The organism is Marivibrio sp. (assembly GCF_040218065.1).
Classification (GTDB): domain Bacteria; phylum Pseudomonadota; class Alphaproteobacteria; order UBA8366; family Aestuariispiraceae; genus Marivibrio.
Window position 1 is genome coordinate 360,857 of the sequence record NZ_JAVJQE010000015.1, and the last position, 25,210, is coordinate 386,066.

At 69.0% G+C, this 25,210-nt stretch carries 24 protein-coding genes; 17 read left to right on the forward strand and 7 right to left on the reverse strand.

Going from position 1 to position 25,210, the window contains the following annotated elements; genetic code table 11:
* Positions 1 to 223: 223 nt before the first annotated feature.
* Positions 224 to 1,249 carry a polysaccharide deacetylase family protein gene (locus RIB45_RS17540; protein WP_350051860.1) on the forward strand — a complete coding sequence of 342 codons (1,026 nt, stop codon included), beginning with the start codon at positions 224 to 226 and terminating at the stop codon, positions 1,247 to 1,249.
* Between the two features lie 186 nt (positions 1,250 to 1,435).
* Here RIB45_RS17540 and RIB45_RS17545 read toward each other — a convergent pair whose 3' ends face one another.
* Positions 1,436 to 2,053, reverse strand: coding sequence for a TetR/AcrR family transcriptional regulator (locus RIB45_RS17545; protein ID WP_350051861.1), 618 nt, complete (start codon positions 2,051 to 2,053; stop codon positions 1,436 to 1,438).
* 290 nt (positions 2,054 to 2,343) lie between these two features.
* On the opposite strand from RIB45_RS17545, the gene RIB45_RS17550 reads away from it, so the two are divergent.
* From RIB45_RS17550 to RIB45_RS17580, 7 genes are all read left to right on the forward strand, one after another.
* Positions 2,344 to 4,368: an AMP-dependent synthetase/ligase gene (locus RIB45_RS17550; RefSeq protein ID WP_350051863.1), complete on the forward strand. Its 2,025-nt coding sequence runs from the start codon at positions 2,344 to 2,346 to the stop codon at positions 4,366 to 4,368.
* A gap of 54 nt (positions 4,369 to 4,422) precedes the next feature.
* The gene (locus tag RIB45_RS17555; RefSeq protein WP_350051864.1) at positions 4,423 to 5,274 is read left to right on the forward strand and encodes an ABC transporter ATP-binding protein; all 852 of its coding nucleotides are present in this window, start codon (positions 4,423 to 4,425) and stop codon (positions 5,272 to 5,274) included.
* Between the two features lie 16 nt (positions 5,275 to 5,290).
* Positions 5,291 to 6,214 (forward strand): branched-chain amino acid ABC transporter permease, encoded by a 924-nt coding sequence (locus tag RIB45_RS17560; protein WP_350051865.1) that lies wholly within the window; start codon positions 5,291 to 5,293, stop codon positions 6,212 to 6,214.
* A 29-nt stretch (positions 6,215 to 6,243) separates the two neighbouring features.
* Positions 6,244 to 7,323: a branched-chain amino acid ABC transporter permease gene (locus RIB45_RS17565; RefSeq protein WP_350051867.1), complete on the forward strand. Its 1,080-nt coding sequence runs from the start codon at positions 6,244 to 6,246 to the stop codon at positions 7,321 to 7,323.
* 196 nt (positions 7,324 to 7,519) lie between these two features.
* Positions 7,520 to 8,860, forward strand: coding sequence for an ABC transporter substrate-binding protein (locus tag RIB45_RS17570; RefSeq protein ID WP_350051868.1), 1,341 nt, complete (start codon positions 7,520 to 7,522; stop codon positions 8,858 to 8,860).
* A 48-nt stretch (positions 8,861 to 8,908) separates the two neighbouring features.
* Positions 8,909 to 9,763, forward strand: coding sequence for an ABC transporter ATP-binding protein (locus RIB45_RS17575; protein ID WP_350051869.1), 855 nt, complete (start codon positions 8,909 to 8,911; stop codon positions 9,761 to 9,763).
* Between the two features lie 46 nt (positions 9,764 to 9,809).
* Positions 9,810 to 11,048: a phenylacetate--CoA ligase family protein gene (locus tag RIB45_RS17580; protein ID WP_350051870.1), complete on the forward strand. Its 1,239-nt coding sequence runs from the start codon at positions 9,810 to 9,812 to the stop codon at positions 11,046 to 11,048.
* A 315-nt stretch (positions 11,049 to 11,363) separates the two neighbouring features.
* Here RIB45_RS17580 and RIB45_RS17585 read toward each other — a convergent pair whose 3' ends face one another.
* Together RIB45_RS17585 and RIB45_RS17590 are read right to left on the reverse strand one after the other, a co-directional pair.
* The gene (locus RIB45_RS17585; protein WP_350051871.1) at positions 11,364 to 11,879 is read right to left on the reverse strand and encodes a hypothetical protein; all 516 of its coding nucleotides are present in this window, start codon (positions 11,877 to 11,879) and stop codon (positions 11,364 to 11,366) included.
* Positions 11,876 to 12,637 carry an EI24 domain-containing protein gene (locus RIB45_RS17590; RefSeq protein WP_350051872.1) on the reverse strand — a complete coding sequence of 254 codons (762 nt, stop codon included), beginning with the start codon at positions 12,635 to 12,637 and terminating at the stop codon, positions 11,876 to 11,878. Before RIB45_RS17590 ends, RIB45_RS17585 begins: the two co-directional genes overlap by 4 nt.
* Before the next feature lie 153 nt (positions 12,638 to 12,790).
* Between RIB45_RS17590 and RIB45_RS17595 the strand changes: the two genes are divergently transcribed.
* Positions 12,791 to 13,783 carry an adenosine kinase gene (locus RIB45_RS17595; protein WP_350051873.1) on the forward strand — a complete coding sequence of 331 codons (993 nt, stop codon included), beginning with the start codon at positions 12,791 to 12,793 and terminating at the stop codon, positions 13,781 to 13,783.
* Positions 13,783 to 14,499 carry a glutamine amidotransferase-related protein gene (locus RIB45_RS17600; RefSeq protein WP_350051874.1) on the forward strand — a complete coding sequence of 239 codons (717 nt, stop codon included), beginning with the start codon at positions 13,783 to 13,785 and terminating at the stop codon, positions 14,497 to 14,499. Before RIB45_RS17595 ends, RIB45_RS17600 begins: the two co-directional genes overlap by 1 nt.
* 46 nt (positions 14,500 to 14,545) lie before the next feature.
* Here the strand turns inward: RIB45_RS17600 and RIB45_RS17605 are convergent, their stop codons facing one another.
* Entirely contained in the window at positions 14,546 to 15,847 is a 1,302-nt protein-coding gene (locus RIB45_RS17605) for an MFS transporter (RefSeq protein ID WP_350051875.1), read from the reverse strand.
* A gap of 199 nt (positions 15,848 to 16,046) precedes the next feature.
* Between RIB45_RS17605 and cobO the strand changes: the two genes are divergently transcribed.
* The 3 genes from cobO to RIB45_RS17620 all read left to right on the forward strand — a co-directional run bounded on the left by cobO (position 16,047) and on the right by RIB45_RS17620 (position 18,981).
* Positions 16,047 to 16,670, forward strand: a complete 624-nt coding sequence (cobO, locus tag RIB45_RS17610; protein ID WP_350051876.1) for a cob(I)yrinic acid a,c-diamide adenosyltransferase — start codon at positions 16,047 to 16,049, stop codon at positions 16,668 to 16,670.
* A 61-nt stretch (positions 16,671 to 16,731) separates the two neighbouring features.
* Entirely contained in the window at positions 16,732 to 17,433 is a 702-nt protein-coding gene (locus tag RIB45_RS17615; protein WP_350051877.1) for a lipid-binding SYLF domain-containing protein, read from the forward strand.
* 66 nt (positions 17,434 to 17,499) lie between these two features.
* Entirely contained in the window at positions 17,500 to 18,981 is a 1,482-nt protein-coding gene (locus RIB45_RS17620; RefSeq protein ID WP_350051878.1) for a cobyric acid synthase, read from the forward strand.
* Between the two features lie 87 nt (positions 18,982 to 19,068).
* Here the strand turns inward: RIB45_RS17620 and RIB45_RS17625 are convergent, their stop codons facing one another.
* From RIB45_RS17625 to cobA, 3 genes are read right to left on the reverse strand one after another with little or no spacing between them, the layout of a single operon-like run.
* Positions 19,069 to 19,578 (reverse strand): YcgN family cysteine cluster protein, encoded by a 510-nt coding sequence (locus tag RIB45_RS17625; RefSeq protein ID WP_350051879.1) that lies wholly within the window; start codon positions 19,576 to 19,578, stop codon positions 19,069 to 19,071.
* Entirely contained in the window at positions 19,575 to 20,906 is a 1,332-nt protein-coding gene (locus tag RIB45_RS17630) for a cobyrinic acid a,c-diamide synthase CobB (protein WP_350051880.1), read from the reverse strand. The genes RIB45_RS17625 and RIB45_RS17630 overlap by 4 nt, the downstream gene beginning before the upstream one ends.
* Positions 20,903 to 21,754, reverse strand: a complete 852-nt coding sequence (gene cobA, locus RIB45_RS17635; protein ID WP_350051881.1) for a uroporphyrinogen-III C-methyltransferase — start codon at positions 21,752 to 21,754, stop codon at positions 20,903 to 20,905. Before cobA ends, RIB45_RS17630 begins: the two co-directional genes overlap by 4 nt.
* A gap of 154 nt (positions 21,755 to 21,908) precedes the next feature.
* Here cobA and RIB45_RS17640 point away from each other — a divergent pair, with 154 nt between their 5' ends.
* From RIB45_RS17640 to RIB45_RS17655, 4 genes are all read left to right on the forward strand, one after another.
* On the forward strand, positions 21,909 to 23,024 hold the full coding sequence (locus tag RIB45_RS17640) for a cobalt-precorrin-5B (C(1))-methyltransferase (protein ID WP_350051882.1): 1,116 nt from the start codon (positions 21,909 to 21,911) through the stop codon (positions 23,022 to 23,024).
* The gene (locus tag RIB45_RS17645; RefSeq protein WP_350051883.1) at positions 23,021 to 23,785 is read left to right on the forward strand and encodes a cobalt-precorrin-6A reductase; all 765 of its coding nucleotides are present in this window, start codon (positions 23,021 to 23,023) and stop codon (positions 23,783 to 23,785) included. Before RIB45_RS17640 ends, RIB45_RS17645 begins: the two co-directional genes overlap by 4 nt.
* A 79-nt stretch (positions 23,786 to 23,864) precedes the next feature.
* On the forward strand, positions 23,865 to 24,443 hold the full coding sequence (locus RIB45_RS17650; protein WP_350051885.1) for an ankyrin repeat domain-containing protein: 579 nt from the start codon (positions 23,865 to 23,867) through the stop codon (positions 24,441 to 24,443).
* Between the two features lie 154 nt (positions 24,444 to 24,597).
* A complete protein-coding gene (locus tag RIB45_RS17655) occupies positions 24,598 to 25,203 on the forward strand; it encodes a LuxR C-terminal-related transcriptional regulator (protein WP_350051887.1) in 606 nt (201 codons plus the stop codon).
* Positions 25,204 to 25,210: the final 7 nt, after the last annotated feature.

Consider the following 25,210-nt stretch of genomic DNA (forward strand, 5'->3'; position numbering starts at 1 on the left):
TAGCGTGCCGGTCTGAAAGTGGCCGCCCGGCCCGGCGATGGCAAGGCCGCCGCGCCGCCCGATCCGCGCCGCGCTCGGGGCCGACGGATCGTTTTGTGCATTGTTCGGGCGGGTCGAGGGAGTCTACAGTCGCGGCGATATGATGAGAAACGGTCGGTCTCGGTCTCTTTCGCACGCCCGTCTCACGGCGCCGGCGGCGCTCGCCTGCGCGCTGGCGTCGGCGTTGGCGCTCGCATCGACGCCGGCGCTCGCACAGAACGCCGGCGTCGGAGGGCCGAACGCGACGGCGCTGATCTATCACCGCTTCGGGGAGACCGATTATCCCAGCACCAACATCCGTATGGAGCAATTCGAGGCGCATGTGGAGGAGCTCGCCTCCGGCGCCTACAATGTGGTGACGCTGGGCACGGTGGCGGCTGCGTTGCAGGCGGGGGAAGCCTTGCCGGAGCGCACGGTGGCGATCAGCGTCGACGACGCTTACACCTCCGTCTACACCCGCGCCTTCCCGCTGCTGCAGGAGAAAGGGCTGCCCTTCACCCTTTTCGTCGCGACCGACCCGGTCGACCGGTCGCTCGACGGCTATATGAGCTGGGACCAGCTGCGCGAGCTGGCCGCCGCCGGGGTCGAGATCGGCAGCCAGGCCGTCACCCATCCGCACATGCCGACCCAATCGGCGGTGCGCAACCGCCGCGAGCTGGTCCGCTCCGCCGACCGGCTGGAGGAGGAGCTGGGCGTGCGCCCGACGCTGTTCGCCTATCCCTACGGCGAGGCCAGCGCCGAGATCATGCGCCTGACCCGCGAGGCCGGCTACGACGCCGCCTTCGGTCAGCATTCGGGCGCGATCGGCCCGACGCTCGACCGGTTCTACCTGCCGCGGTTTCCGGTGAACGAAGCCTTCGGCGGCATGGACCGCTTCCGCCGGGTGGTGAATTCGCTGCCGCTGCCGGTGACCGACCTGACGCCGGACGACCCGTTCCTCGGCGCGGCCGGCGGGTCGGACGGGACAGACGGGCCGAAGAACCCGCCCGCCTTCGGCTTCACGCTGGCCGAAACGGGGGCGTGGACCAACGCGCTCGCCTGCTATCATTCCGCCGTCGGCCGGGTGGAGGATATGGAGCGGCTTGGTCCGCGCATCGAGCTGCGCTTCGCCCGACCCTTCCCGCCGGGCCGCACCCGGATCAACTGCACCGCGCCGGGGGCCGACGGCCGCTGGCGCTGGTTCGGGATGCAGTACTACGTCGCGCCGTGAGCGGCGCGCCGCGCCGAACGCCGCGGTTTTCTCATCCTTCGCTTCCGCCGGGACGCGCTCGTTATCGAGAACGGTCCAACCGCCCGTCGTCCCGGCCGAAGAGCCGGGACGAGCGGAGCCTGAGCGGGCCGCCGACGACGCAGGCCGATTTTTCCGGAAGGCGTGCGACGGCCCGCCGCGGGCCGCTCACTCCGCCGCCAGCGCGCCCGCGTCGTCGGCGATCACCCGGCAGCAGAGCTGGTGGATGCGCGCCTGCAAGGCCTTTTCCTCGGCGAAGGTGAAGACCCCCTGACAGAAGATGTAGGCGTAGAGCAGGAAGGCCCGCGCCTCCGCCTCCTCCGAACCGAAGCCGAGCTCGCGGAACAGCCGCGCGGTGTAATCGATGCGGGCCTGATCGGCGGCCTCGACGACGCGGGCGGTCTCGGCGTCGCGGCGCGCCCAGCTGCGCATCGCGAGCTCCAATGAGCCGCCCCGGCGCTGGCGGGTCGAGCGCACGACGATGTTGAGAAGGTTGCGGATCTTCTCCTCCGGCGCGCCGCCGGCGGCCTCCACCCGGCCGATCACCAGCTGTTCGGTCCAGCGCGCGCGCAAGGCGTCCAACAGGTCGGCCCGGTCCTTGAAGTGCCAATAGAAGCTGCCCTTGGTGACCCCCAGGCGTTTGGCCAGGCGCTCCACATTGATCGCGGCGGAGCCGCCCTCGCCCAACATGTCGTAGGCGGCCTGAATCCAATCGTCCCGCCCCAGCTTGGGGGCGGCCGAGGACCCCGGGTCGGAGCCTGTCTCGGGCGGGCGCGTGTTCGGCACGAGAATTCCATACGCTAGCGTATTGACGCAATATCATGACCCGCTTAAAGTCCGTACGCAACCGTATGGAGGAGGCCCCGGTCAGACGGCGGCGGTCCGATCGCGCGGCTTCGGTTTCGCCGGCGCTCGCAGCGCGATATTCCGCTTTCGCAAAGCCGGAAAACCCCATTAGGATGCGCCGATCGACGGCCCAGGCGGCGAAGATCGCCGGGCGTCGACGCACGCGACGAAAAGACAAAAACAAGAAACAAGAACAAGACTTTTACAGGGCCTAGGGAGGCGACGGAACGATGAGCGCGTCGACGCTATACGGCGCGGCTGAAATGCCGCGCGCGGCGCACCTGCCGGACATCGACCAGCACGACACCTTTCCCAAGCTGCTGCGCTACAACGCGCAGAAGTGGGGCGACCGGCCGGCGATGCGCGAGAAGGATCTCGGCATCTGGCAGTCCTGGAGCTGGTCGGAGGTCAAGGCGGAGATCGACCGCTACGCCGCCGGCATGAGCGCGCTGGGCCTGGCGCGCGGCGACCGGGTGGCGATCATCGGCGACAACCGCCCGCGGCTCTATTGGACCATGTGCATGGCGCAGACGCTGGGCGCGGTGCCGGTGCCGGTCTACCAGGATTCCGTCGCGGCCGAGATCCACTTCCCGCTGGAGCACGCCGAGGTGCGCTTCGCGGTGGTCGAGGATCAGGAGCAGGTCGACAAGCTGCTCTCGATCAAGGACCGGCTGCCGATGCTGCAGACCATCGTCTATGACGACGAGCGCGGCGTGCGCGACTACAGCCACGACTTTCTGCACGCCTACGAGGAGGTGGTCGCGCGCGGCGCGGAGAAGCTGAAGGCCGAGCCCGGCTTCATCGACGCCGAGATCGACAAGAGCAAGGGTTCCGACGCCTCCATCATCCCCTACACCTCCGGCACCACAGGCAATCCGAAGGGGGTCGTGCTCAGCTTCGACAATGTGATGAAGGCGGCCTACGCCGGGGCCAGCTTCGAGGGCTTGCGGGAGACCGACGAGTGTCTCGCCTACCTGCCGATGGCCTGGATCGGCGATCACATCTTCTCTTACGCGCAATCCTACGTCTGCGGCTTCTGCGTCGCCTGCCCGGAAAGCTCGGACACGGTGCTGACCGACCTGCGCGAACTGGGGCCGAGCTACTTCTTCGCCCCGCCGCGGATGTTCGAGAATCTGCTGACCACGGTGATGATCAAGATGGAGGACGCCAGCGCCCTGAAGCGCAAGATCTTCCACTACTTCATCGGTCACGCGAAGCGCGTCGGGATCGACATCCTGAACGGCCGGCCGGTTCCTTTCGCGGACAAGCTGAAATACGGGCTGGGCGAGCTTCTGATCTACGGGCCGTTGAAGAACGTGCTGGGTCTGACGCGGGTGCGCATCGGCTACACCGCCGGCGAGGCGATCGGGCCCGACATCTTCGACTTCTATCGCTCGATCGGGATCAATTTGAAGCAGCTCTACGGCTCCACCGAGGCGGCGGTGTTCGTCACCATCCAGCCGGACGGCGAGGTCTATGACGACACGGTCGGCACGCCCGCGCCGGGCGTCGAGATCAAGATCGCCGAGGATGGCGAGGTGCTGTTCCGCAGCCCCGGCGTCTTCATGGAGTATTTCAAGAATCCCGAGGCGACCGAGAAGACCAAGACCGAGGACGGCTTCGTGCTGACCGGCGACGCGGGCTTCGTGGACGACGCGGGCCACCTGCACATCATCGACCGGGCGAAGGATGTGGGGAAGCTGAACCACGGCGGCCTGTTCGCGCCGAAATACATCGAGAACAAGCTGAAGTTCTTCCCCAACATCAAGGAGGCGGTGGCCTTCGGGCACGAGCGCGACTACTGCGCGGCGTTCATCAACATCGACCTCGAAGCGGTCGGGAACTGGGCCGAGCGGAACAACCTCTCCTACGCCTCCTATCAGGACCTGTCCTCGCGCAAGGAGGTCTACGACATCGTCCAGGCGCATGTGGCGCAGGTGAACCGCGACCTCTCGAAGGAGGAGATGGTCGCCGGCTCGCAGATCAAGCGCTTCATTCTGCTGCCCAAGATGCTGGACGCCGACGACGGCGAGTTGACCCGCACCAGCAAGGTGCGCCGCAGCTTCATCGCCGAGAAGTACAAGCCGCTGATCGACGCGCTCTACGACCCGAGCGCCAAGACCGCCTCGATCTCGTCCGAGATCACCTTCGAGGACGGGCGCAAAGGCGTGTTGGAGGCGGACTGCGCGATCTACGACGTCGAGACCTTCGAGTCCGCCGGCCATTCCGGCGAACGGGCTGCGGCGGCCGAATAACGGGCGCGCGACGGCGTTGACCGAAAAGAAAGAAGCCCTGGGGAGGCGATCACGATGAACGACAGCGCGGCCCAACCGGCGGAGGCCCAAGACGCGCAGGCGGCGGCGCCGACCGTCGGCAAGCAAAACCGCATCGGCGAGGTCATCCTGCGCGCCGAGAACATCACGCTGCGCTTCGGCGGGGTGAAGGCGCTCTCCGACATCTCCTTCGACATCCGCAGGGGCGAAGTGCGCTCGATCATCGGGCCCAACGGCGCCGGCAAGTCGTCGATGCTGAACGTCATCAACGGCTTCTATCAGCCGCAGGAAGGCGGGATCTGGTTCATGGGCAAGACCTACAGCCCCATGCGCCCGCATCACGCGGCCTCCAACGGCATCGCGAGGACCTTCCAGAACATCGCGCTGTTCAAGGGCATGTCGACCCTCGACAACATCATGACGGGCCGCATCCTGAAGCAGAAGGCGAGCCTGATCGAGCAGGCCTTCTATTTCGGACGCGGCCGTTCGGAGGAGATCGAACACCGCGAATATGTCGAACGGGTGATCGACTTCCTGGAGATCCAGGCGGTGCGCAAGACGCCGGTCGGACGGCTGCCCTACGGGCTGCAGAAGCGGGTCGAACTGGGCCGGGCGCTGGCCGCGGAGCCGACGCTCCTGCTGCTGGACGAACCGATGGCGGGCATGAACCTCGAGGAGAAAGAGGACATGTCGCGCTTCATCATCGATGTGAACGAGCATTTCGGCACCACCATCGCGCTGATCGAACACGACATGGGCGTGGTCATGGATCTGTCGGATCGGGTCGTGGTCCTCGACTACGGCTCGAAGCTGGCCGACGGCACGCCGGACGAGGTGCGCAACAATCAAGCCGTGATCGACGCCTATCTCGGCGTCGCGCACGACTAAGCGGGGGCGGTTAGGTATGGAAGCGATCGCAGGCCTGGTCGGGATCGATCCGTTCGAGCTCTGGTTCTTCTTCGAAGTGCTGATCGGCGGCTTGATGAGCGGCGTGATGTACGCGCTGGTGGCGCTCGGCTTCGTGCTGATCTTCAAGGCGTCCAGCGTGTTCAACTTCTCCCAGGGCGTGATGGTGCTGTTCGCGGCGCTGAACTTCGTCGGCTTCATCGGGCTCGGCGTGCCGGCCTGGGCCAGCTTCATCCTGACCATGCTCGTGATGGTCGCATTGGCCTTCACGGTGGAGCGCGTGGTGCTGCGCCCGCTGGTCAACCAGCCGCACATCTCGCTGTTCATGGCGACGATCGGCATCGCGATCTTCCTGGAGGGCTTCGGCGAACTGATCTGGGGTTCCAGCATCAAGCCGCTCGACGTCGGAATCCCGGAAGGCGCGGTCTTCATGGGCGACGCGATGATCCAGGAAGCGGATCTGTTCGCCGCCGCGGTGGCGACGGTGCTGGTCGCCGTGCTGGCGCTGTTCTTCACCTACACCCGCATCGGCCGGGCGCTGCGCGCGGTGGCGGACGATCACCAGGCGGCGATGTCGGTCGGCATTCCGCTGAACACGATCTGGGTGATCGTCTGGTCGGTCGCCGGTTTCGTCGCGCTGGTCGCGGGCATCATGTGGGGCTCGAAGCTGGGCGTGCAGTTCTCGCTCGCCATTCTGGCGCTGAAGGCGTTGCCGGTGCTGATCCTGGGCGGCTTCACCTCGATCCCGGGCGCGATCATCGGCGGGCTGATCATCGGGGCCGGCGAGAAGCTGGCCGAGGTCTATTTCGGCCAGATGGTCGGCGGCGCGATCGAAGAATGGTTCGCTTACATCGTCGCGATGGCCTTCCTCGTCTTCCGGCCCCAGGGGCTGTTCGGCGAGAAGATCATCGAACGCGTGTAACCAGGCGGTTTTGAAGAGGAATTAGGGCGATGTTCTACCGCGAAGCCGGGCAATTCAAAACCACCTACGCCGCCGATCAGCAGCTGCTGCCGATCCCGATGGACAAGTGGTTCGTCATCGCGGTCGCGCTGTTCGCGCTGATCGTGGTGCCGATGATCGGCAGCCAGTACTGGTTGGAATCGATCCTGCTGCCGGTGTTGATCCTGTCGATCGCGGCGATCGGCCTCAACATCCTGACCGGCTATTGCGGTCAGCTGTCGCTGGGCACCGGCGGGTTCATGGCGGCCGGCGCCTACATGTCTTACAAGATCGCGACCAACATGCCGGACTTTCTGCCGGTCTGGGCGCCGATCCTGGGCGGCGGGCTGTTCGCGGCCGCTATCGGCGTGGTCTTCGGCCTGCCCTCCTTGCGCATCAAGGGCTTCTATCTGGCGGTCGCCACGCTGGCCGCGCAGTTCTTCCTGAGCTGGCTGTTCCAGAAGGTGCCGTGGTTCGTCAACAACTCGATCTCCGGCGTCCCCTCGGCCCCGTCCGAGACGATTTTCGGCGTCTACGTCACCGGCGCTCAGGCGAGCCCGGAGGCGAAGTACGTCTTCGTGCTGGTCTTCGTGATCGTGCTGGCGCTGTTGGCGCGCAATCTGGTGCGTTCGCGCATCGGGCGCTCCTGGATGGCGATCCGCGACATGGACATCGCGGCCGAGCTGATCGGCATCCGGCCGCTGCAGACCAAGCTCTCCGCCTTCGCGATCTCCAGCTTCTATTGCGGCGTCGCCGGCGCGCTCTGGTCGTTCTGCTACATCAACACGGTGGAGCCGACCGCCTTCGACATCGACCGCTCCTTCCAGGTGCTGTTCATGGTGATCGTCGGCGGATTGGGCTCGATCCTCGGCTCTTTCTTCGGCGCGGCCTTCATCTTCCTGCTGCCGATCGTGCTCAACAACGTGCCGGCCTGGTTCGGGCTGACGCTGGCCACCGATGTGGTCAGCCACCTGGAGTTCATGGTGTTCGGCGCGGCGATCATCTTCTTCCTGATCGTGGAGCCGCACGGGCTCGCCCGATTGTGGCAGATCGCGAAGGAGAAATTGAGATTGTGGCCGTTCCCGCACTAAGCTTTCCGCGGGATCGGAGGGCCTAAGGCCCGGGCGACCGCAAGCCGGAGCAACCGGCGCCCGGGACGCCCGCCGCAAGCGTCAAGCCTCCAACCATAAGGAGGCCCGACGAAGGCCTGTCGCGCCGGGGGATGCGCCCGCGGGGCGGCGGGAGAACCAAGTGGAGAAAACGTCAACCATGTGGGAGACAGGTATCATGAACATAACCCGGAAGGCCCTGCTGGGCCTGGCCGCGGGGGCGGTGATGGCGACGGGCGCGTTCGTCGCCGAGCCGAAGCCCGCGGGGGCGCAGGAGACGCAGGTCATCCCGTCGCTCGTCTATCGCACCGGCCCGTTCGCGCCGGGCGGCATTTCGCTCGCCGACGGCTTCGCCGACTACTTCACGCTGATCAACGAGCGCGACGGCGGGATCAACGGCGTCAAGCTCGAAGTCGTCGAGTGCGAAACCGGCTACAGCACCGACCGCGGCGTCGAATGCTATGACCGCACCAAGAACGAGGGGTCGGGCGCCACCTTCTACAGCCCCTGGTCGACCGGCATCACCTACGCGCTGATCGAAAAGGCGACGCAGGACAAGATTCCGATCCTGTCGATGGGCTACGGCCGCACCTCGGCGGCGGACGGGCGCTACTTCCCGTACGTCTTCAACTTCCCCTCGACCTACTGGAACCAGGCGACGGCGATCATGCAGCATATCGCCAACCTGGAGGGCGGGCTGGACAAGCTCGACGGGCTCGACATCGCCTACATCCATCTCGACCACCCCTACGGCAAGGAGCCGATCCCGACCCTCGACGTCATGGTCTCGGAGTTCGGCTTCACCTACACCCCCTACCCGGTGCCGCCGGCCTCGATGACGGAGCAGAAGTCGATCTTCCTGCAGATCCGCCGTCAGCGTCCGGACTACATCGTGATGTGGGGCTGGGGCGCGATGAACGGCACCGCCGTGCAGGAGGCCGCCAACATCAACTTCCCGATGGACAAGTTCATCGGCAACTGGTGGTCGGCCGGCGAGGACGCGGTCGAGGCCGCGGGCGAGGCGGCGACCGGCTACAAGGCCGCGAGCTTCCACGGGCCGGGCGACGACTATCCGGTCTACGCCGACCTCAAGACCCACGTCTACGATAAGGGTCTGGCCGCCGGTAAGGGCGATCAGATGGGCCGCGTGCTCTACAACCGCGGGCTCAACAACGCGATCGTCGCCGTCGAGGCGATCCGCGCCGCCCAGGCCGAGTTCGGCGAGGGCGAGGTGATCACCGGCGAGCAGATGCAGTGGGCGCTCGAGCAGCTCACGCTCACCCCGCAGGACATCGCCGATCTCGGCGTCACCGGTCTGGTGCCGCCGACGCAGATCACCTGCGCCAACCATGAGGGCGAAAATCCGGCCGTCCTGATTCAGCAGTGGAACGGCTCCGAGTACGAGCTCGTCACCGACTGGGTCCCGGCCATGAAGGAGCTGACCCGCCCGTTGGTCGAGCAGGAGGCGGCCCAGTACGGGCAGGAGCAGGGCATCGAGCCCCGCGACTGCACGACCTGATCCGTCGTCCGACCTGACGCATCGATAGAAGCCGAAAGGGAGATCCCGATGAGCGCCGAGACCGTGGATCGAGACGCCGCCGCCCCCGCCTTCGAAGGAGAGCGCGGGGAGACGCTGCTCAGCGTCAACAATGTGGAGGTCGTCTACGACCACGTGATCCTGGTGCTCAAAGGGGTCTCCCTGACGGTGCCGAAGGGCAAGATCGTCGCCCTGCTGGGCGCCAACGGCGCCGGCAAGACGACGACGCTGAAGGCGATCTCGAACCTGCTCAAGGCCGAGCGGGGCGAGGTCACCAAAGGCTGGATCGAACTGGCGGGCGAACAGGTCCAGGGCCTCTCCGCCAACGATCTGGTCAAGCGCGGCTGCGTCCAGGTGATGGAGGGCCGCCACTGCTTCGAACATCTGACCATCGAGGAGAACCTGCTGACCGGCGCTTACACCCGCGGGGGCGGCGCGGAGGTGAAGCAGGACCTGGAGATGGTCTACGAGTATTTCCCGCGCCTGAAGGAGCGCCGCCGCAGCCAAGCGGGCTATACGTCCGGCGGCGAGCAGCAGATGTGCGCGATCGGCCGCGCGTTGATGGCGCGCCCCAAGATCATTCTGCTGGACGAACCCTCGATGGGTCTCGCCCCGCAGCTGGTCGAGCAGATCTTCGAGATCGTGAAGAAGCTGAACCAGGAGGAGGGCGTCACCATCCTGCTGGCCGAGCAGAACACCAACGTCGCGCTGCGCTACGCCGACTACGGCTACATCCTGGAGAGCGGGCGCGTGGTGATGGACGGCGCGGCCGACGCGCTGCTGGCGAACGAGGACGTGAAGGAGTTCTACCTCGGCCTCTCGACCGAAGGCCGCAAGAACTTCCGCCAGGTGAAGCACTACAAGCGGCGCAAGCGCTGGCTCTGAGGTCGGCGCACCGCCCGAACCCCCCGATTTCGAGAGAGGCGCCCCGATGAGCGAGGCCGACTTCTACGACGAACTCGAGACCCGCAGCGCCGACGAGCGCACGGTCGCCCAGACCCAGGCCCTGCGCGAGCAGATCGCCAACGCCAAGGCGAACGCGGCCTATTGGAAGGAGACGCTCGACGGCGTCGACGCGGGCGAGATCACGCTCGGCGGCCTGAAAGACCTGCCCGTCACCCGCAAGAGCGACCTGATGGCCCGCCAGGCCGAGGCGCCGCCCTATGGCGGGTTGGCCGCGAGCGCGCCGGAGGATCTGGCCCGCCTCTTCCTCTCCCCCGGGCCGATCGCCGATCCGGAGGGCTTCGGGCGCGACTGGTGGCGCTTCGCGCGCGCCTTTTACGCCGCCGGCTTCCGCAAGGGCGACCGGGTGATCAACTGCTTCAGCTATCATCTGACGCCGGCCGGCCATATGTTCGAGAGCGCCGCCCATGCGCTGGGGATCCCCGTGCTGCCCGGCGGCGTCGGCAACACCGAGGGCCAGGTCCAGGCGGCCGACTTTTACAAGATCAACGCCTATTCCGGCACGCCGGACTTCGTCAAAATCCTGCTGGAGAAGGCGGACGCGCTGGGAACCCCGCTCGGCCTCGAAAAGGCGATGGTCGCGGCCGGCCCGCTCTTCCCCTCGATGCGCGAGGAGTATGAAGCCCGCGGCGTCCACACCCGCCAATGCTACGGCACCGCCGATCTCGGCATGGTCGCCTATGAGAGCCAGGCGATGGAGGGCATGATCTGCGACGAGCATGTCGTGGTCGAGATCGTCACCCCCGGCACGGGCGATCCGGTCGAGGAGGGCGCGGTCGGCGAAGTGCTGGTGACGCTGCTCGCCAACCGCGACTATCCGCTGATCCGCTTCGCCACCGGCGATCTCTCCGCGATCTTGGCCGGCGCAAGCCCGTGCGGGCGCACCGCGCCGCGCATCAAGGGCTGGATGGGCCGCGCCGACCAGACCACCAAGATCCGCGGCATGTTCGTGCGGCCCGAACAGGTCGCCGCCTTCGCCAAACGCCACCCGGAAATCGCCAAGACCCGCGTGGTCGTGACCAGCGACAAGAACAAGCACGACGTCATGACCGTGAAGGTCGAGACCGCCCAGGACCTCGACCCCGCGACGCTGGCCGAGACCGCGCAAAGCGTCTTCAAGCTGAAGGCGACGATCGAGCCCTGCGCCCCGGGGTCGCTCCCCGACGACGGCAAGGTGATCGAGGACGCGCGCGACTTCGAGAGTTGAGCGGCGTCGGCGCCGCCGCTCGCTCGCGCCGCCGCTCGCTCGCGCCGCCCGCCTCCGCCGCGAATGACCTGCCCCGAAAATGCCCAAATTGCGCCTCTAGCGCGAACTCTTGCGCCCCTTACATAGAGGGGTGCTGAGACCTCCCCTCTCATCGGGGCTCCCCCCAGGGTCCCGAGGCGATCGGAAACGATCGTCGCAGCAGACAGGCGGCCGTCGGACTCCCCCTCCCCCCAAATCCGGCGGCCGCCGTTCTGCTTTCGGGGTCTTCCTCTTAAAAGATCAGACGGCGGGACGCGACGGATTCGCGGCGCGGGTTCAGGATGTCGCCCCCTGGCGGCGCAAGGCCTCGTTCTCCAGCAGGCGCCTAAGGCAGGCGCGGCGCTCGGCCTGCGTCTGCGCGGGGCTGCGCAGTTCGACATGGCGCACGGCGAGCGTCGCCTCGTCGGCGTCCGCGCCGCCGGCGTACAGGAAGACGTCCAGCGTGCAGCCCGTTCCTTGGAACACCCACACCTCGGCCGTCCCGTCGCGGCGAACGAGCTGCGGCGCGCCGAGCCGGCGCGCGGCCTCCAGCGCGTCGAGGCCGAGGAACTGATCAGGATCGTCGGAGATTGTCGGCAGCGCGGCCAATCGCGCCGCACGATCGCGATCGCGGGCCGGGTCGGCGATCGGGGCCAAGGCCTGACGGCTGGCCGCCCCCGCGGGCGCGTCGGCCGCGAGCGCGCTGCGGTCTTCAGCCGGCGGCCCGCCGCCGTCCGCCGCGCAGCCGGCGAGCGTCAATCCGGCCAGCGCGACCATCGCGCCCACGGCCGCCGCCCGCGCGCGCGCGCTCACGCCGTCTGCACCGCGGAGCCGCCGGAGGCGGGCGGCGGATCGTCTGGGAAGTCCTTGCGCGCGGGCAGACCTTCGAAGAAATGCACCATGGCGGCGGCGGCCAGCACCGGCGCGATCAGGTTCAGGATCGGGACCGTCATCAGGAAGACGAACAGGACGCCGAACAGCGTAATCCGCCCCTTGTGCCGGCGGCGCAGCTCCTCCGCGCGTTTGGGCGACAGACGGCGCAGCGCCACCACTTCATAGAATTCGCGCCCCACCAGATAGCCGTTCACGCCGTAATAGAGAAAGGCGCCCGCGCCGAGAACGATCAGCAGCGTGATATAGACCGGAAAGGCGATCAGGTTCACCAGCACCACGATGCCGAGGAAGCGGATCCCGGAGAAGACCGCCTCGGTCACGCTCTGCCCGCGCGCCTCGGGCAGATTTTGATAGTGCTTCCCTTCGACCGCTTCGCAGATGTCCTCCAGAAATATCCCGACGATCGCCGTCATCACCGGCGGGAACAGGAAATAGGTCAAAATCCCGATCAGGCCGGCGAGCCCGATCCCGCCGAGGACCGAGAAGATCTCGTCCGCATCGGCGATCCACTCGCCCACGAAGGGGATCTGGGTCCAGGGCACGAGGTCCAGCGCCGCCCACAGCGCGACGCCGAGCGCGATGAAGACGACGATCGAGCCGCCGATCCCGATCAGGATCACCCGCTTGAAGCGCGGGTCGGAGAGCTGGGCGAGGGCTTTGCTGAGTGCGTTGAACATGGCGCTCCACACTTAGCCGCGCCGATCCCCGCCCGCAAGGCCGGCCCGCCGATTGCCGCACCCGCCCGGCCGCGCTATAGAACCGGCGCGATCAAGGGCGCGGCCGCTCAGGCGCGCGCCGTCACTCATCGAACGGACGGGCGAGGGGAGCTCATGGCGGAGACGCGCTACGACGTGATCGGGATCGGCAACGCGCTGGTCGACGTGCTGGTGTCGGTGGAGGATCGGTTCCTCGAGGGCGAGAGCCTGCCGAAAGGCGGAATGGTGCTGGTGGAGGCCGACCAGTCGGACGCGCTCTACGCCAAGCTCGGACCCTCGACGGAGCGCTCGGGCGGCTCGTGCGGCAATACGATGGCCGGGCTTGCGGCGCTCGGCGGGCGCGGCGCCTATATCGGCAAGGTGCGCGACGACGCCTTCGGACAAGTCTTTCGTCATGACCTGTCGGCGCTTGGCGTCGCCTTCGAGACGGCGCCCTCGGCCGACGCCGATCCGACCGGCAAATGCCTCGTCCTGGTGTCGCCGGACGCGCAGCGCACGATGGTGACCTATCTCGGCGCGGCCAACGCGCTGACCGCCGCCGATATCGAGAAGGCGGCGATCGAGGCGGCGAAGGTCACCTATCTCGAAGGCTATCTGTTCGACCGCGACGACGCGAAGCGGGCTTTCATCAAGGCCGCCGATCTCGCCCATGCGGCGGGGCGCGAGGTGTCGCTGACGCTGTCCGACGGCTTTTGCGTCGACCGTCACCGCGAGGCCTTCCGCGCGCTGGTCGAGGACCATGTCGACATCCTGTTCGCCAATGAGGACGAGATCAAAAGCCTCTACCAGGCGGAGAGCTTCGACGCGGCGCTGCAGCAGGTGCGCGGCCATTGCAAGATCGCCTGCCTGACCCGCTCTGAGAAGGGCTCCGTGATCCTGTCGGGCGACGAGGTGCATGTGGTCGACGCCGAGCCGGTGGACAAGCTGGTCGACACCACCGGCGCGGGCGACCTCTACGCCGCCGGATTCCTTTTCGGCTACACGCAGGGATACGACCTAGCGAAGGCGGGGCGCATCGCCTCGATCGCGGCGGCGGAGGTGGTCAGCCACTATGGCGCGCGCCCCGACGCCGATTTGAAGGCGCTGGTCGCGGAGCGTCTGGGCTGATGAAGATCGGCATCCTGGAGGCCGGCCGCCCGCCGGCGGGCCTGATCGACGCCTACGGCGACTACCGCGCCATGTTCCGCGACCTGCTGGCCGGCGCCCTGCCGGAGGCTGAGTTCGTCGACTTCGCGGCGATCGACGGCCACCTGCCCCGATCGCTCGACGAGGCGGACGGCTGGCTGATCACCGGCAGCGCCTACTCGGTCTACGATCCGGATCCCTGGATCGGCGCGCTCAAGAAGCGGGTGCGCGAAGCGATCGACCGCGGCCAGCCGGTCTTCGGAATTTGCTTCGGCCATCAGCTTGTCGCCGAGGTGATGGGCGGCAAGGTCCAAAAGGCCGAGCAGGGCTGGGGCGTCGGCGTCCATGATTACGCCGTCGCCGAAACCGCCTCCTGGATGACCGACGCAAAGCCGGGCGAGACGCTGAGCACGCTGGTCTCCCACCAGGATCAGGTGACCGCGCCGCCGCCGGGCGCCGCCGTGCTGGCGTCGAACGACTTCTGCCCCTACGCCATGCTGCAAATCCTCCCCAACGTCGCCTCCCTGCAAAGCCACCCCGAGATGCCGGCGGCCTATTGCCGCGATCTCTATGAGGTCCGGCGCGAGCGGATCGGCGACGCGCGGGTCGACGAGGCGTTGGCGAGCCTGGAGAAGCCGATCCACGCTGCGCGGGTCGCCGACTGGATCGCCCGCTTCTTCCGGGAGAGGCTGGGGTAGGGAGCGGCCGCCGCGCACCTCCTGCGCTTGGGTGATGACGGGCGGGCTAGCGGGGCTGCGCCTCAGTCTCCCCCTCGCGCTCCTCCTGCTCCGACAGCGGCGACAGCTCCGGTATCGGCGGCGAGGAGGCGGGCCAGGCCTGAAACTCCTCCTGGTCCGCGTCGGCCGGGCGCTCCCGCCGGGTGCGCCGCCAGATGACGAACCCGGCGAACAGCGCCGCCTCGGCCAGGAAGAAAGCCCAAAGGCCGACGACGCCCGCGACCTCCAGCGCGACAGTCGCGACCGCCGGGCCGAGCGTCGCGCCCGTCGCCCAGACGATCAGGATGGTGGAGGAGACCATCACCACGTCGTCGGCCTGCGCGTGGTCGTTCGCATGCGCGGTCGAGATCGTGTAGATCGATTCCGCAAGCCCGCCCCAGATCGCGAACACCGCCAACAAACCCCAGAACAGCGCGCCTGGAACCGACGCTCCGAAAGCCGCAACGGCGATCGAGGCGAGCGCGACTCCGATCGAGGCCGCCAGAATCACAAGCCGTCGGTCGATCCGGTCGCTGAGCGCGCCGAGCGGCCATTGGATGATCAGATTGCCGCCCTGCAGCGCCGCGGTCAGCAGCGCGACCTGGGCCGCGGCCAGGCCGATCTCGGTGCCGTAAAGCGGCCCGACGCCCAGCATCGTCATCCCCAGCCCGCCGGACACGAAAGCCCCGACCAACCCGATGGGGGAGATCGCGTAAACCTCGCGCAGCTTCACCGTGATGCGTTGCGGCGCGTCGGGCTGCTGCAGCCGGGTCAGGCCGATCGGGGCCAACGCGGCCGCGTAGCAGCCCGCCAGCAGCATCAGCGCGTCGTCGCCCGCGACGTCGAGCCGCGAGAGCGCCAGCGCCCCCGTCGCCAGCCCGACCGTGTAGCTGACGTAGAACAGCGCCATGACCCGCCCCCGCCAGGCGCTTTGCGTCACCGCGTTGAGCCAGCTCTGCGCGATCATGAACATGCCGGTGGTGCAGAAGCCGCCGGCGATCCGAAGCGCGCCCCAGCTGAGCGCGCCGGTTTCGATCGACAAGAGCAGCGCCGAGATCGTGCCCATCGCCGCCAGCGTGGTGAAGGCGCGCACATGGCCGCTGCGGCGCACCAGATAGCCGGACAGCAGGCAACCCAGCAGCATGCCGACGGCGTAGGCCGTCACCACCGCCCCGACCGCTCGGCTCTCGACGCCGACATCGTTGAGCCGCACCGGCACGTAGGTCGCCATCAGCCCGTTGCCGACGGCGATCAACGCCATCGCGGCCACCAGGCCGGCGACCTGGATGTAGGGGCTGGGAAGCGGGCGCGGGGCGTCGAGGGTGCTCATGGCCTTTCGCTATAGCGGGGATCGGGCCTCGGGTCGATGGGGGGGCGATCGACGGCCCTCCCTTGGAAGAGGTCGGCCCCGCGAGCGGCGGGGCGAGCGGGCTCTTGGCGTGGGGGCTTCGGCGTCGTATGCAGGTCTCGCCTCATTTCCGCCGCGAATCGGCGCACACTGACGCGGCGCAGGATCAAAGGACGGGCCCATGAAGACCGACGGCATGACCGACGAGGAGATCAATCGCCGCCACGCCGAGAAGATGGCGAAGAAAAAGGCCGCGCGCGAGAAGATGCTGGCCGGCAAGACGCGCGAAAAGGGTCTGATCATCGTGCATACCGGCAAGGGCAAAGGTAAGACGACGGCGGCCATGGGGCTCGCCGTGCGCGCCATCGGCTCGGGCATGAAGATCGCGGTGGTGCAGTTCGTCAAAGGCGTCTGGGAGACCGGCGAGCGCAAGGTGCTGGAGCGCTTCCCAGACCAATGCGTCATGAAGGCGATGGGCGAAGGCTTCACCTGGGACACCCAGGACCGTGAACGCGACATCGCCGCCGCGCGCGCCGCCTGGGAGTTCGCGCGCGAGGCGATGGCGGACGAGACGATCCAGATGGTGATCCTGGATGAGCTCAACATCGTGCTGCGCTACGACTATCTGCCGATCGAAGAGGTGTTGGAGACGCTCGCCGCCAAACGCGAGATGCTCCACGTCGTCGTCACCGGCCGCAACGCCAAGGACGAGTTGATCGAGGCCGCCGATCTCGTGACCGAAATGACCCAGGTGAAGCATCCCTTCCGCGACGGCGTGAAGGCGCAGCTTGGGATTGAATTTTAGGAAGGCTCGGCCCGTCGCCCGCCGCCCGCGTGAGCCCGGATCGCTGAAAAGGAGGCACGCCATGCCGCTCTTGAAGACCCGCCTAGCCGTCGTCATCGCCGCGTTGATGCTGGCGGCGGCGGTCCTCGCCGCGCCGCCGGCCAAGGCCGATCAGGCCGACGCCGAAGAACTGGTGACCGAAGCGCAGTTCACCTTGAAGAAGCTGCAGAAACACCCGGATCTGGGTCCATATGTGAAGGCGTATCTGAAGCGCGCGAAGGCGGTGTTGATCGTCCCGCAGCTCCTGAAGGGGGGCTTCATCGTCGGCGGCGAGGGCGGCACCGGCGTGCTGCTGGCGCGCGACGAGCAGGGGCGGTGGAGTTATCCCGCCTTCTATTCGATGGGCGCGGCCTCCTTCGGACTGCAGTTCGGCGGCCAGGCGTCCGAGGTGCTGCTGCTCGTGATGACGGGCAGCGGGCTCCAGGCGATCCTGGAGGACATGGTCAAGATCGGCGGCGAACTGGACGGCGCCGCCGGCCCGTACGGCGCCGGACTCGACGCCTCCACGACGACCAACCTGAACGTCGACATTCTCTCCTATTCGGTGGCGCAGGGTCTCTATATTGGGGTCAATTTCGAGGGGTCGGTGATCCTGCCGCGCGACAGCCTGAACGAGGCCTATTACGGCAGACGGTTGGCGCCGGAGGCGATCGTGCTGCAAGGCCAGGCGGGCAATCCCCACGCGGATCTGTTGCGCGACGCGCTCGCCGACGCCACGCGCTGAGGCGCGGGCCCGCGCCGCTGAGACGCCGTCACGAGGTCGCGTGCGAAACGGGGGAAGGGAGCGCCGATGCGCACGCCCGCGGTGATGCTGCAGGGCACCGGCTCGGACGTCGGAAAGAGCCTGCTGGTCGCGGGCCTCGCCCGCGCGTTGACCCGCCGCGGCTTGGTCGTCGCGCCCTTCAAGCCGCAGAACATGTCGAACAACGCCGCCGTCACGCCGGACGGGGGAGAGATCGGCCGCGCCCAGGCTCTTCAGGCGCGCGCCGCGAACCGCCCGGCCTCGGTCGACATGAACCCGGTGCTGCTGAAGCCGCAATCGGACATGGGCAGCCAGATCATCGTCCAGGGCCGCGTCTTCGGAACCGCTAAGGCGCGCGATTATTACCGCCTCAAGGATCAGTTGCTTCCCCGCGTGCTGGAAAGCTTCGAGCGCCTGGGCGAGGGCGCCGACGTCCTGCTGGTCGAGGGCGCCGGGAGCCCGGCCGAGGTCAATCTGCGCCGCGGCGACATCGCCAACATGGGCTTCGCGGAGGCCGCCGACGTGCCCGTCCTGCTGGTCGCCGACATCGAGCGCGGCGGCGTGATCGCCAGTCTCGTCGGCACGGTTGCGGTGTTGGAGGAGGGGGAGCGCGCGCGCCTCAAAGGCTACCTCGTCAACAAGTTCCGCGGCGACCTCAGCCTGTTCGACAGCGGGTTGGAGATCATCACCGCGCGCACCGCCCTCTCTTCTCTCGGCGTAATCCCCTATTTCCCGGAGGCCGGCCGACTGCCGGCCGAAGACGCGGTCGCCCTCGACCGCGGGGCGATCGCGACGGCGGGCGCGGGCGTCGATCCGGTGCACGTCGTCGTGCCGCGTCTGCCGCGAATCGCGAATTTCGACGATCTCGACCCGTTGCGTGCGGAGCCGGGCGTGCGCCTCACCGTCGTTCGCCCGGGCGAGGCGCTGCCGGGGGACGCGGACCTCGTGCTGCTGCCGGGCTCGAAGGCGACGCTCGCCGATCTGGCGGCGTTGCGCGCGGCCGGCTGGGACGTCGACCTTCGCGCCCATCTGCGCCGCGGCGGCCGGGTGCTGGGACTTTGCGGCGGCTATCAGATGCTGGGGCGGCGCATCGCCGACCCGCACGGAATCGAAGGCCCGCCGGGCGAGGCCGAGGGGCTCGGCCTGCTCGACGTCGAGACGGTGTTGAGAGGCCCGAAGACGGTGACGGAGCGCGCGGCCACCCACCTCGAGACCGGCGAGGCCGTCGCCGGCTACGAGATCCACATGGGCGCGACCGACGGCGCAGATCGCGCGCGCGCTCTGCTGCGCCTCGACGACGGGACGGCGGAGGGCGCGATCAGCCGGGACGGGTTGGCGGCCGGCTGCTATCTGCACGCGCTGTTCGCGGCCGACGGATTCCGCCGCGCCTACCTGAAAAGCCTGCGCCCCGGATTCGAGGCCGGCCCCGCCTTCGAGACCCTGGTCGAGACCACGCTCGATGCGCTCGCCGAGCATTTGGAGCGCTACGTCGCCGTCGATCGATTGCTGGAGATCGCGCGGATCCGGTGACGGGCTTCCTCCGGTCTCCCCCTGCGACGGCGGCGCGGGGTCGTTTTCCTTTATCCTGGGAGGAAGAACAGACGGGACCTTTCCGGCTCACCCGACGCGCGGCGGGCGCTTGCCGGGCAGGCGGACCAGCGGCTCGCCGCCGTCGTTGAGCCATTGCTCGATATAGAGGTCCGGCTCGCTCAATCCCGCTTCCGAGACGACGCGCCCGCGCGCCGAGATCCCCGCCTGATGCACCGTCTCGGGATCGCCGGAGACCAGCGGATGCCACCAGGCGAGCCCGCGCCCCTCCGCCACGCGTCGGTAGCCGCAGCTTGTCGGCAGCCAGTAGATCTGATGCAGGGTCTCCGAGCTCAGCTGCACGCAATCGGGCACGTGTGCCTTGCGGTTGGGATAGTCGGTGCAGCGGCAGCTGTCGCAATCCATCAACCGGCAGGCGACGTTCGAGAAGGCCACCTCGCCGGTGTCGACGTCCTCCAACTTGTGCAGGCAGCACAGGCCGCAGCCGTCGCACAAGCTCTCCCACTCCGCCTCGCTCATCTCATCGAGGCGTTTTTCCTCCCAGAACGGGCGGGCGGGTTTGGAGCGGGGCGTCGTCATGGCGCGCGGTCTAGCACGTGCAGGAAGCTTCCCGCCACCCGCCCGTCGACCAGCCCGGCCGCTCCCCGATCGGCGCCGGTCGCGTCGCTGAGGCGAAACAGCGGCTCGCCGGGCCCTTCGCTCGCCAGCGTCGCGTAATGGAACTCGTGGCCGAACAACGCCCCGCCGGCCGGCGCGAAGGCGCTGTCCGCCAACGCCGTCGCACGGCGATAACCGAGCGTGAGGCGCCGGTCGGCGAAACTGGTCGTGACCGGCAGCAGCCCGGCCATTTCGTGGCGCCCGCCGTCCGCGTCGATCAACCCCGCGCCAAGCGCCATGTAGCCGCCGCATTCGCCGAAGATCCAGGCGCCGCCCTCGGCCGCCGCGCGCAAGCCCGCCTTGAAGCGCCGGGCCGAGGCGAGGCGCCCGGCGTGCAGCTCCGGATAGCCGCCGGGCAGATAGACGGCCTGGGCCGCCGGGTCCGGCGCTTCATCGGCCAGCGGGCTGAAGACGCGGATCGCCGCGCCCGCGCGCCGCCACCCGTCGATCAGATGCGGGTAGAGGAAGGCGAACGCCTCGTCCTCGGCGACGGCGACGGTTTGACCCGGCGGCGGGATCGCGGGCGCGGGTTCGCCGCGAGCCTCCGCCGCGCCCGGTCGGGCGGCGGCGCGCAGGGCGGCCAAGTCGACGCCGCCGGCGACGATTTCGGCGGCGCCGGCGATGAAGGCGTCCAGATCCGGGCGTTCGCGCGCTTGCACCAGGCCCAGATGCCGACTCGGCAGGGCGAGGCGGGCGTCGCGCGGTATAGCGCCCAGCACCGGGATCTGCGGGGCGTGGGCGGCGAAGCCCGCCTCCACCATCGCGCGGTGGGCGGCGGAGCCGACGCGGTTCAGGACCACGCCCGTCAGACGGACGTCCTCGCGCACCGCGGCGAAGCCTTTGGCGACGGCGGCCGCGCTCGCGCTCTGGCCTTTGACGTCGAGGATCAGGACCACCGGCCAGCCGGTTTCCGCCGCCAGGTCGGCGGTGGCGCCGCGCCCGTCGGCGGCGCCGTCGAACAGGCCCATGACGCCCTCGACCAGCGCCAGATCGGCGTCGCGCGTCAGCGATCGGACCAATCCGGCGCGGGTCTCTGCCCGCATCCCCCAGGGGTCCAGATTGACCGACGGTCGGCCGCAGGCGGCCTCGTGATAGGCGGGATCGATGTAATCCGGTCCGGTCTTGGCGGGCGCGACGCGCAGCCCGCGGTCGGCGAACGCGCGCATCAGCGCCAGCGTCGCGACCGTCTTGCCGGAGCCGCTGGCCGGCGCGGCGAGAATCAGGCCGGGCGGGGAGCGCTCGGGCGTCACACCGCCTCGTCCGCGCGGCGAGCGCCGAGCAGGTCGGCGATCAGCACCCGCTCCCCTTTCGCCGCCGCCATCCAGTCGAGCGCGGGGCGCAGACTGACCACCGGACCGATGGCGATCACCGCAGGCGGCTCGACCTGCGCGGCGGCTTCGGCGGCCGAGCCGAGCGTCGTTTCGACCACCTGTTGGCGCTCGGTCGCCGCGTGTGAGACGAAGGCGACCGGCTCGCCCGGGTCGCGACCGCCCTCGATCAGCTTGTCGGCGATCCGCGCCATGTGCTTGACCGCCATATAGAGGATGATGACCGGCGCGCCGCGCGCGAGCGCCTCCCAGTCCAGATTGTCCGGCACCTCGCCCGTCACCGAATGGCCGGTGATGAAGGTGACGGCGGAGTTGCAGTCGCGGTGCGTCGCCGGAATGCCGGCGTAGGCGAGGCCGCCGATTCCGGCGGTCACGCCCGGGACGACGCGGAAAGGCACGCCCGCCTCCACCAGCGTCAGGGCCTCTTCGCCGCCGCGGCCGAAGACGAAGGGGTCGCCGCCCTTGAGGCGCAGCACCCGGCGGCCCTCGCGCGCCAGCTCGACCAGGCGCAGCGAAATCGCGCGCTGCTTCGGGCTCGGCCGGCCGCCGCGCTTGCCGGCGAAGATCAGCTCGGCCTTGGGGCTCGCCAGGTCCAGGATGCGCTCGTCGACCAGCGCGTCGTAGACGATGACGTCGGCGCGGCCGAGCGCGTGCGCGGCGTTCAGCGTCAACAGCCCGGGATCGCCGGGCCCGGCGCCGACCAGCCAGACCCAGCCCGGCTGAAAGTCGGGCGCGGCGTAGGACGAGGGGAAGAGCGAACGCGTCGTCATGATGGAGGGGAGCCTAGCGAAGCGCGCCCGCTGCGCCTAGCCCGAATGCGACTCTCAAGACCGCGACGGCGTCGCGTCAGCCGACGTTGCGAGGCCTTCGGGCGCGCGCAGCGTCTGGCGGTGCGCCGCACTTGGCTGTAGGCTCCCCGCCGCCATGGCGCGGAACAGACCGACCGGAGAGCTTCGCAGCGGGTGGACGACGGGGGCGTGCGCCGCCGCCGCCGCCAAGGCCGCCTTTTGCGCGCTGGCCGGGGCCGGCTTTCCCGATCCCGTGCGCATCCGCCTGCCGAAGGGCGAGCTTCCAGACTTCGCGCTGAGCGAGCGGGCGTTGAACGACGCCGCCGCAAGCGCCGCGGTCGTCAAGGACGCCGGCGACGACCCCGACGTCACCCACGGCGCGACGGTGCGCGCGACCGTTCGGCGCGCCGCGCCCGGCGCCGGCCTTGTCTTCACGGCGGGCGAGGGGGTGGGCACGGTCACCAAGCCGGGTCTGCCGATCGCCGTCGGCGAGCCGGCGATCAATCCCAGGCCGCGCGAGATCATCGAGACGAATCTGCGGGAGGCCGCCGACGCCGTCGAGTGGACCGGACCTCTGGACCTCGAGATCGAGATCGCGATTCCCGGCGGCGAAGCGCTGGCGCAGAAGACCTGGAACCCGCGTCTCGGCATCGTCGGCGGTCTGTCGGTGCTGGGGACCACGGGCGTGGTGCATCCGTTTTCCTGCAGCGCCTGGATTCATTCGATCCACCGCGGGATCGACGTGGCTCGGGCGAACGGTTTCGGCCATGTCGCAGGCTCGACCGGATCGACCTCTGAGGGCGTCGTCCAGCGGCTCTACGATCTGCCGCTGGAGGCGCTGATCGACATGGGCGATTTCGCCGGCGGCATGTTGAAGTATCTGCGCCGTCATCCGGTGTCCCGAGTCACGGTCGCAGGCGGTTTCGCCAAGCTGGTGAAGCTGGCGCAGGGGGCGGGCGATCTGCACTCCGCCCGCGCGCAGGTCGATTTCGACAAGCTGGCCCGCACCGCCGCGCGGATCGGCGCGGACGCGGAACTCGCCGCGGCGATCGCCGGCGCGAACACCGCCGCCGAAGCGCTCGCGCTGGCGCAGGCGGCCGATCTGCCGCTGCCCCGGACGATCGCCGCCCAGGCGCGGGAGACGGGCCGCGCCATGCTGGGTGATTCCGGCGTCCGGCTGGACGTGTTGATCGTCGACCGGGCCGGCGCGCCGCTGGCCGCGACCGATCCCGATCTGCGGATCCCGGCGTGAGCCGCGCGACGCTCCTGATTCTGGGCGGGGCGATGGAGGCGCGCGGGCTGGCCGACGCCGCCGTCGCGCGGTTCGGCGATGCGCTCGATGTCGAAACCTCGCTCGCCGGGCGGACGCGCCAACCGCGCAAGCCGGCGGGCCGGGTGCGCGTCGGCGGCTTCGGCGGGGCGGCCGGACTGGCGGCCTATCTGGAAGCCCGCGCCGTCGACCTGCTGATCGACGCGACCCACCCCTTCGCCCGGCGGATGCCTTGGAACGCGCTTGCGGCGGCGAAGACGGCCGGCGTCCCGCGTCTGCGCGTCGAACGCCCGCCGTGGAGCCCCGGCCCGCAGGATCGTTGGATCGAGGCGGACGACGCCGCCGACGCGTTGGCGAAGGCGGCGGCGTGCGGCCGGCGGCTGTTCGTGACCCTGGGCGCTCAGGAGGCCGCGCGCTTCGCCGGGCGGCCGGATCTGGAGGTGACCGTCCGGCTGATCGAGACCGACGGCGCGCCGGCCGAGCGGCCGGGCTTCCGCCTGATCGCCGCGCGCGGTCCGTTCGAGCCCGCCGCAGAGGAGGCCTTGTTGACGCACCTCGGGGCCGAGGTGCTGGTGACCAAGAACAGCGGCGGCGCAGCCACGGCGGGCAAGCTGGCCGCGGCGCGGGCGCTCGGCCTGCCGGTTGTGATGATCCGGCGCCCGCCGCCCGTCCCGCCGCCGCGGGTCGAGACGCCGGCCGCCGCGCTCGACTGGCTTGCAAGCCGGTTGGCGGAGCGGTTCTGAGGGGCTACATGTGAAACGGGCGGGCCGATAACGCCACGGGCGCGTCCGCCGGTAAGGATTGAGCTTGAGAGAGACCGCGATGCGCCGCCGACTTCCCCGTCCGTCCCTTCTGCTGGGCGCCGCCGCCCTCGGCGCGGCGCTGCTGGCCGCGGGGCCGGCGCAGGCGCAGACCGTGCTCGGCGCGCCGCCGCCCCTGATCGGGGCGGTGCAGGACGGCGACCTTGAGACCGTGCGCTCGGAACTGCTGCGCGGCGAGAACCCGAACATGGTCCACACCGACGGCCGCAACCCGGTGATCATCGCCGCGCGCAACGGCGACGCCGAAATGATCGAGGTGCTGGTCGCGCGCGGCTCCAACCCGAACTGGCAGGACGATTTCGGCAACACCCCCCTGCATTGGGCGGTCGAGAACGGCGATTGGTACACCCTGGATGTGTTGTTGGGCGTCGGCGCCGATCCGAACGCCCGCAACCGGCAGGGCCTAACCCCGATCATGGCGGCGGCGCGCGACGGGTATCGCGACATCGTGCAGCGTCTGGTCGACGCCGACGCGGATTTGGGCGTCAAGGACTACACCGGCCGCAGCGTGCTGGATTACGCCCGCACCAGCCGCCGCCCCGGCATCGAGGACGTGCTGCGTCAGGCCGGCGCGCAGTAGGCGGCCGTACGGCTCCAAGCCTGCGTAATCCTGCGTAATTGACCGGCCGGGCGCCCTCTTTCATGAAAGTCCTGTGCTTCCCACGTTCCAGGAGTATGCGATCACTCGGCGGAAATTCGGTGGAGGGGCGTCCGCCGCAAAGAGGCCGAAAGTCATGTCACAGTCACCGCCGACCGACGCGCTCAACCGCGACGACGTGCGGCGCGTCATCGAAGCCCTGCACCAGCCGGTCTTCGTCGTCGAGTTCAAGACCCGGTTGATTGACGAGGTGAACAGCGCCGCCGAGACGGCGTTCGGCTACGCAGCCGAAGAGCTGGTCGGTCGTCCGACCCACATTCTGCACGCGGATCCGGAGCTGTTCGCGATGTTCGGGCGGATCGGGGACGGATCGCTCGAGCGGAACGAGCCGTTTTCCGCGCGAGGCTGGATGAAGCGGCGCGGCGGCGAGATCGTGGCGACCGAGCATCTGGTCACCCCCTTAAAGGCGGCGTGCGGGCGCCGGCTGCATCTCTCCTTCGTGGCGATCCGCGACTGGCCGCTCTGGCTCGATCTTTACCACAAGCTCCAAAGCCTGACCCGGCGCGAACGCGAGATCCTGCGCCGAACGCTCGGCGGCGACAGCGCCAAGGGCATCGCGCTCGACCTCGCCATCAGCCATCGCACGGTGGAAAGCCATCGCGCCAGCATGCTGCGCAAGTTCGAGGTCGGCTCGACGGTCGAGCTGCTGTCGCTCTTCATCTGCAACGGGCTGATCGAATAGCGCGCGG

Coding starts and splice junctions, on each gene's coding strand:
- RIB45_RS17550 (WP_350051863.1), top strand. CDS start 2,344: ATGAGCGCGTCGACGCTATACGGCGCGGCTGAAATGCCGCGCGCGGCG.
- RIB45_RS17555 (WP_350051864.1), top strand. CDS start 4,423: ATGAACGACAGCGCGGCCCAACCGGCGGAGGCCCAAGACGCGCAGGCG.
- RIB45_RS17560 (WP_350051865.1), top strand. CDS start 5,291: ATGGAAGCGATCGCAGGCCTGGTCGGGATCGATCCGTTCGAGCTCTGG.
- RIB45_RS17565 (WP_350051867.1), top strand. CDS start 6,244: ATGTTCTACCGCGAAGCCGGGCAATTCAAAACCACCTACGCCGCCGAT.
- RIB45_RS17570 (WP_350051868.1), top strand. CDS start 7,520: ATGAACATAACCCGGAAGGCCCTGCTGGGCCTGGCCGCGGGGGCGGTG.
- RIB45_RS17575 (WP_350051869.1), top strand. CDS start 8,909: ATGAGCGCCGAGACCGTGGATCGAGACGCCGCCGCCCCCGCCTTCGAA.
- RIB45_RS17580 (WP_350051870.1), top strand. CDS start 9,810: ATGAGCGAGGCCGACTTCTACGACGAACTCGAGACCCGCAGCGCCGAC.
- RIB45_RS17590 (WP_350051872.1), bottom strand. CDS start 12,637: ATGTTCAACGCACTCAGCAAAGCCCTCGCCCAGCTCTCCGACCCGCGC.
- RIB45_RS17595 (WP_350051873.1), top strand. CDS start 12,791: ATGGCGGAGACGCGCTACGACGTGATCGGGATCGGCAACGCGCTGGTC.
- RIB45_RS17600 (WP_350051874.1), top strand. CDS start 13,783: ATGAAGATCGGCATCCTGGAGGCCGGCCGCCCGCCGGCGGGCCTGATC.
- RIB45_RS17605 (WP_350051875.1), bottom strand. CDS start 15,847: ATGAGCACCCTCGACGCCCCGCGCCCGCTTCCCAGCCCCTACATCCAG.
- cobO (WP_350051876.1), top strand. CDS start 16,047: ATGAAGACCGACGGCATGACCGACGAGGAGATCAATCGCCGCCACGCC.
- RIB45_RS17615 (WP_350051877.1), top strand. CDS start 16,732: ATGCCGCTCTTGAAGACCCGCCTAGCCGTCGTCATCGCCGCGTTGATG.
- RIB45_RS17620 (WP_350051878.1), top strand. CDS start 17,500: ATGCGCACGCCCGCGGTGATGCTGCAGGGCACCGGCTCGGACGTCGGA.
- RIB45_RS17625 (WP_350051879.1), bottom strand. CDS start 19,578: ATGACGACGCCCCGCTCCAAACCCGCCCGCCCGTTCTGGGAGGAAAAA.
- cobA (WP_350051881.1), bottom strand. CDS start 21,754: ATGACGACGCGTTCGCTCTTCCCCTCGTCCTACGCCGCGCCCGACTTT.
- RIB45_RS17640 (WP_350051882.1), top strand. CDS start 21,909: ATGGCGCGGAACAGACCGACCGGAGAGCTTCGCAGCGGGTGGACGACG.
- RIB45_RS17650 (WP_350051885.1), top strand. CDS start 23,865: ATGCGCCGCCGACTTCCCCGTCCGTCCCTTCTGCTGGGCGCCGCCGCC.
- RIB45_RS17655 (WP_350051887.1), top strand. CDS start 24,598: ATGTCACAGTCACCGCCGACCGACGCGCTCAACCGCGACGACGTGCGG.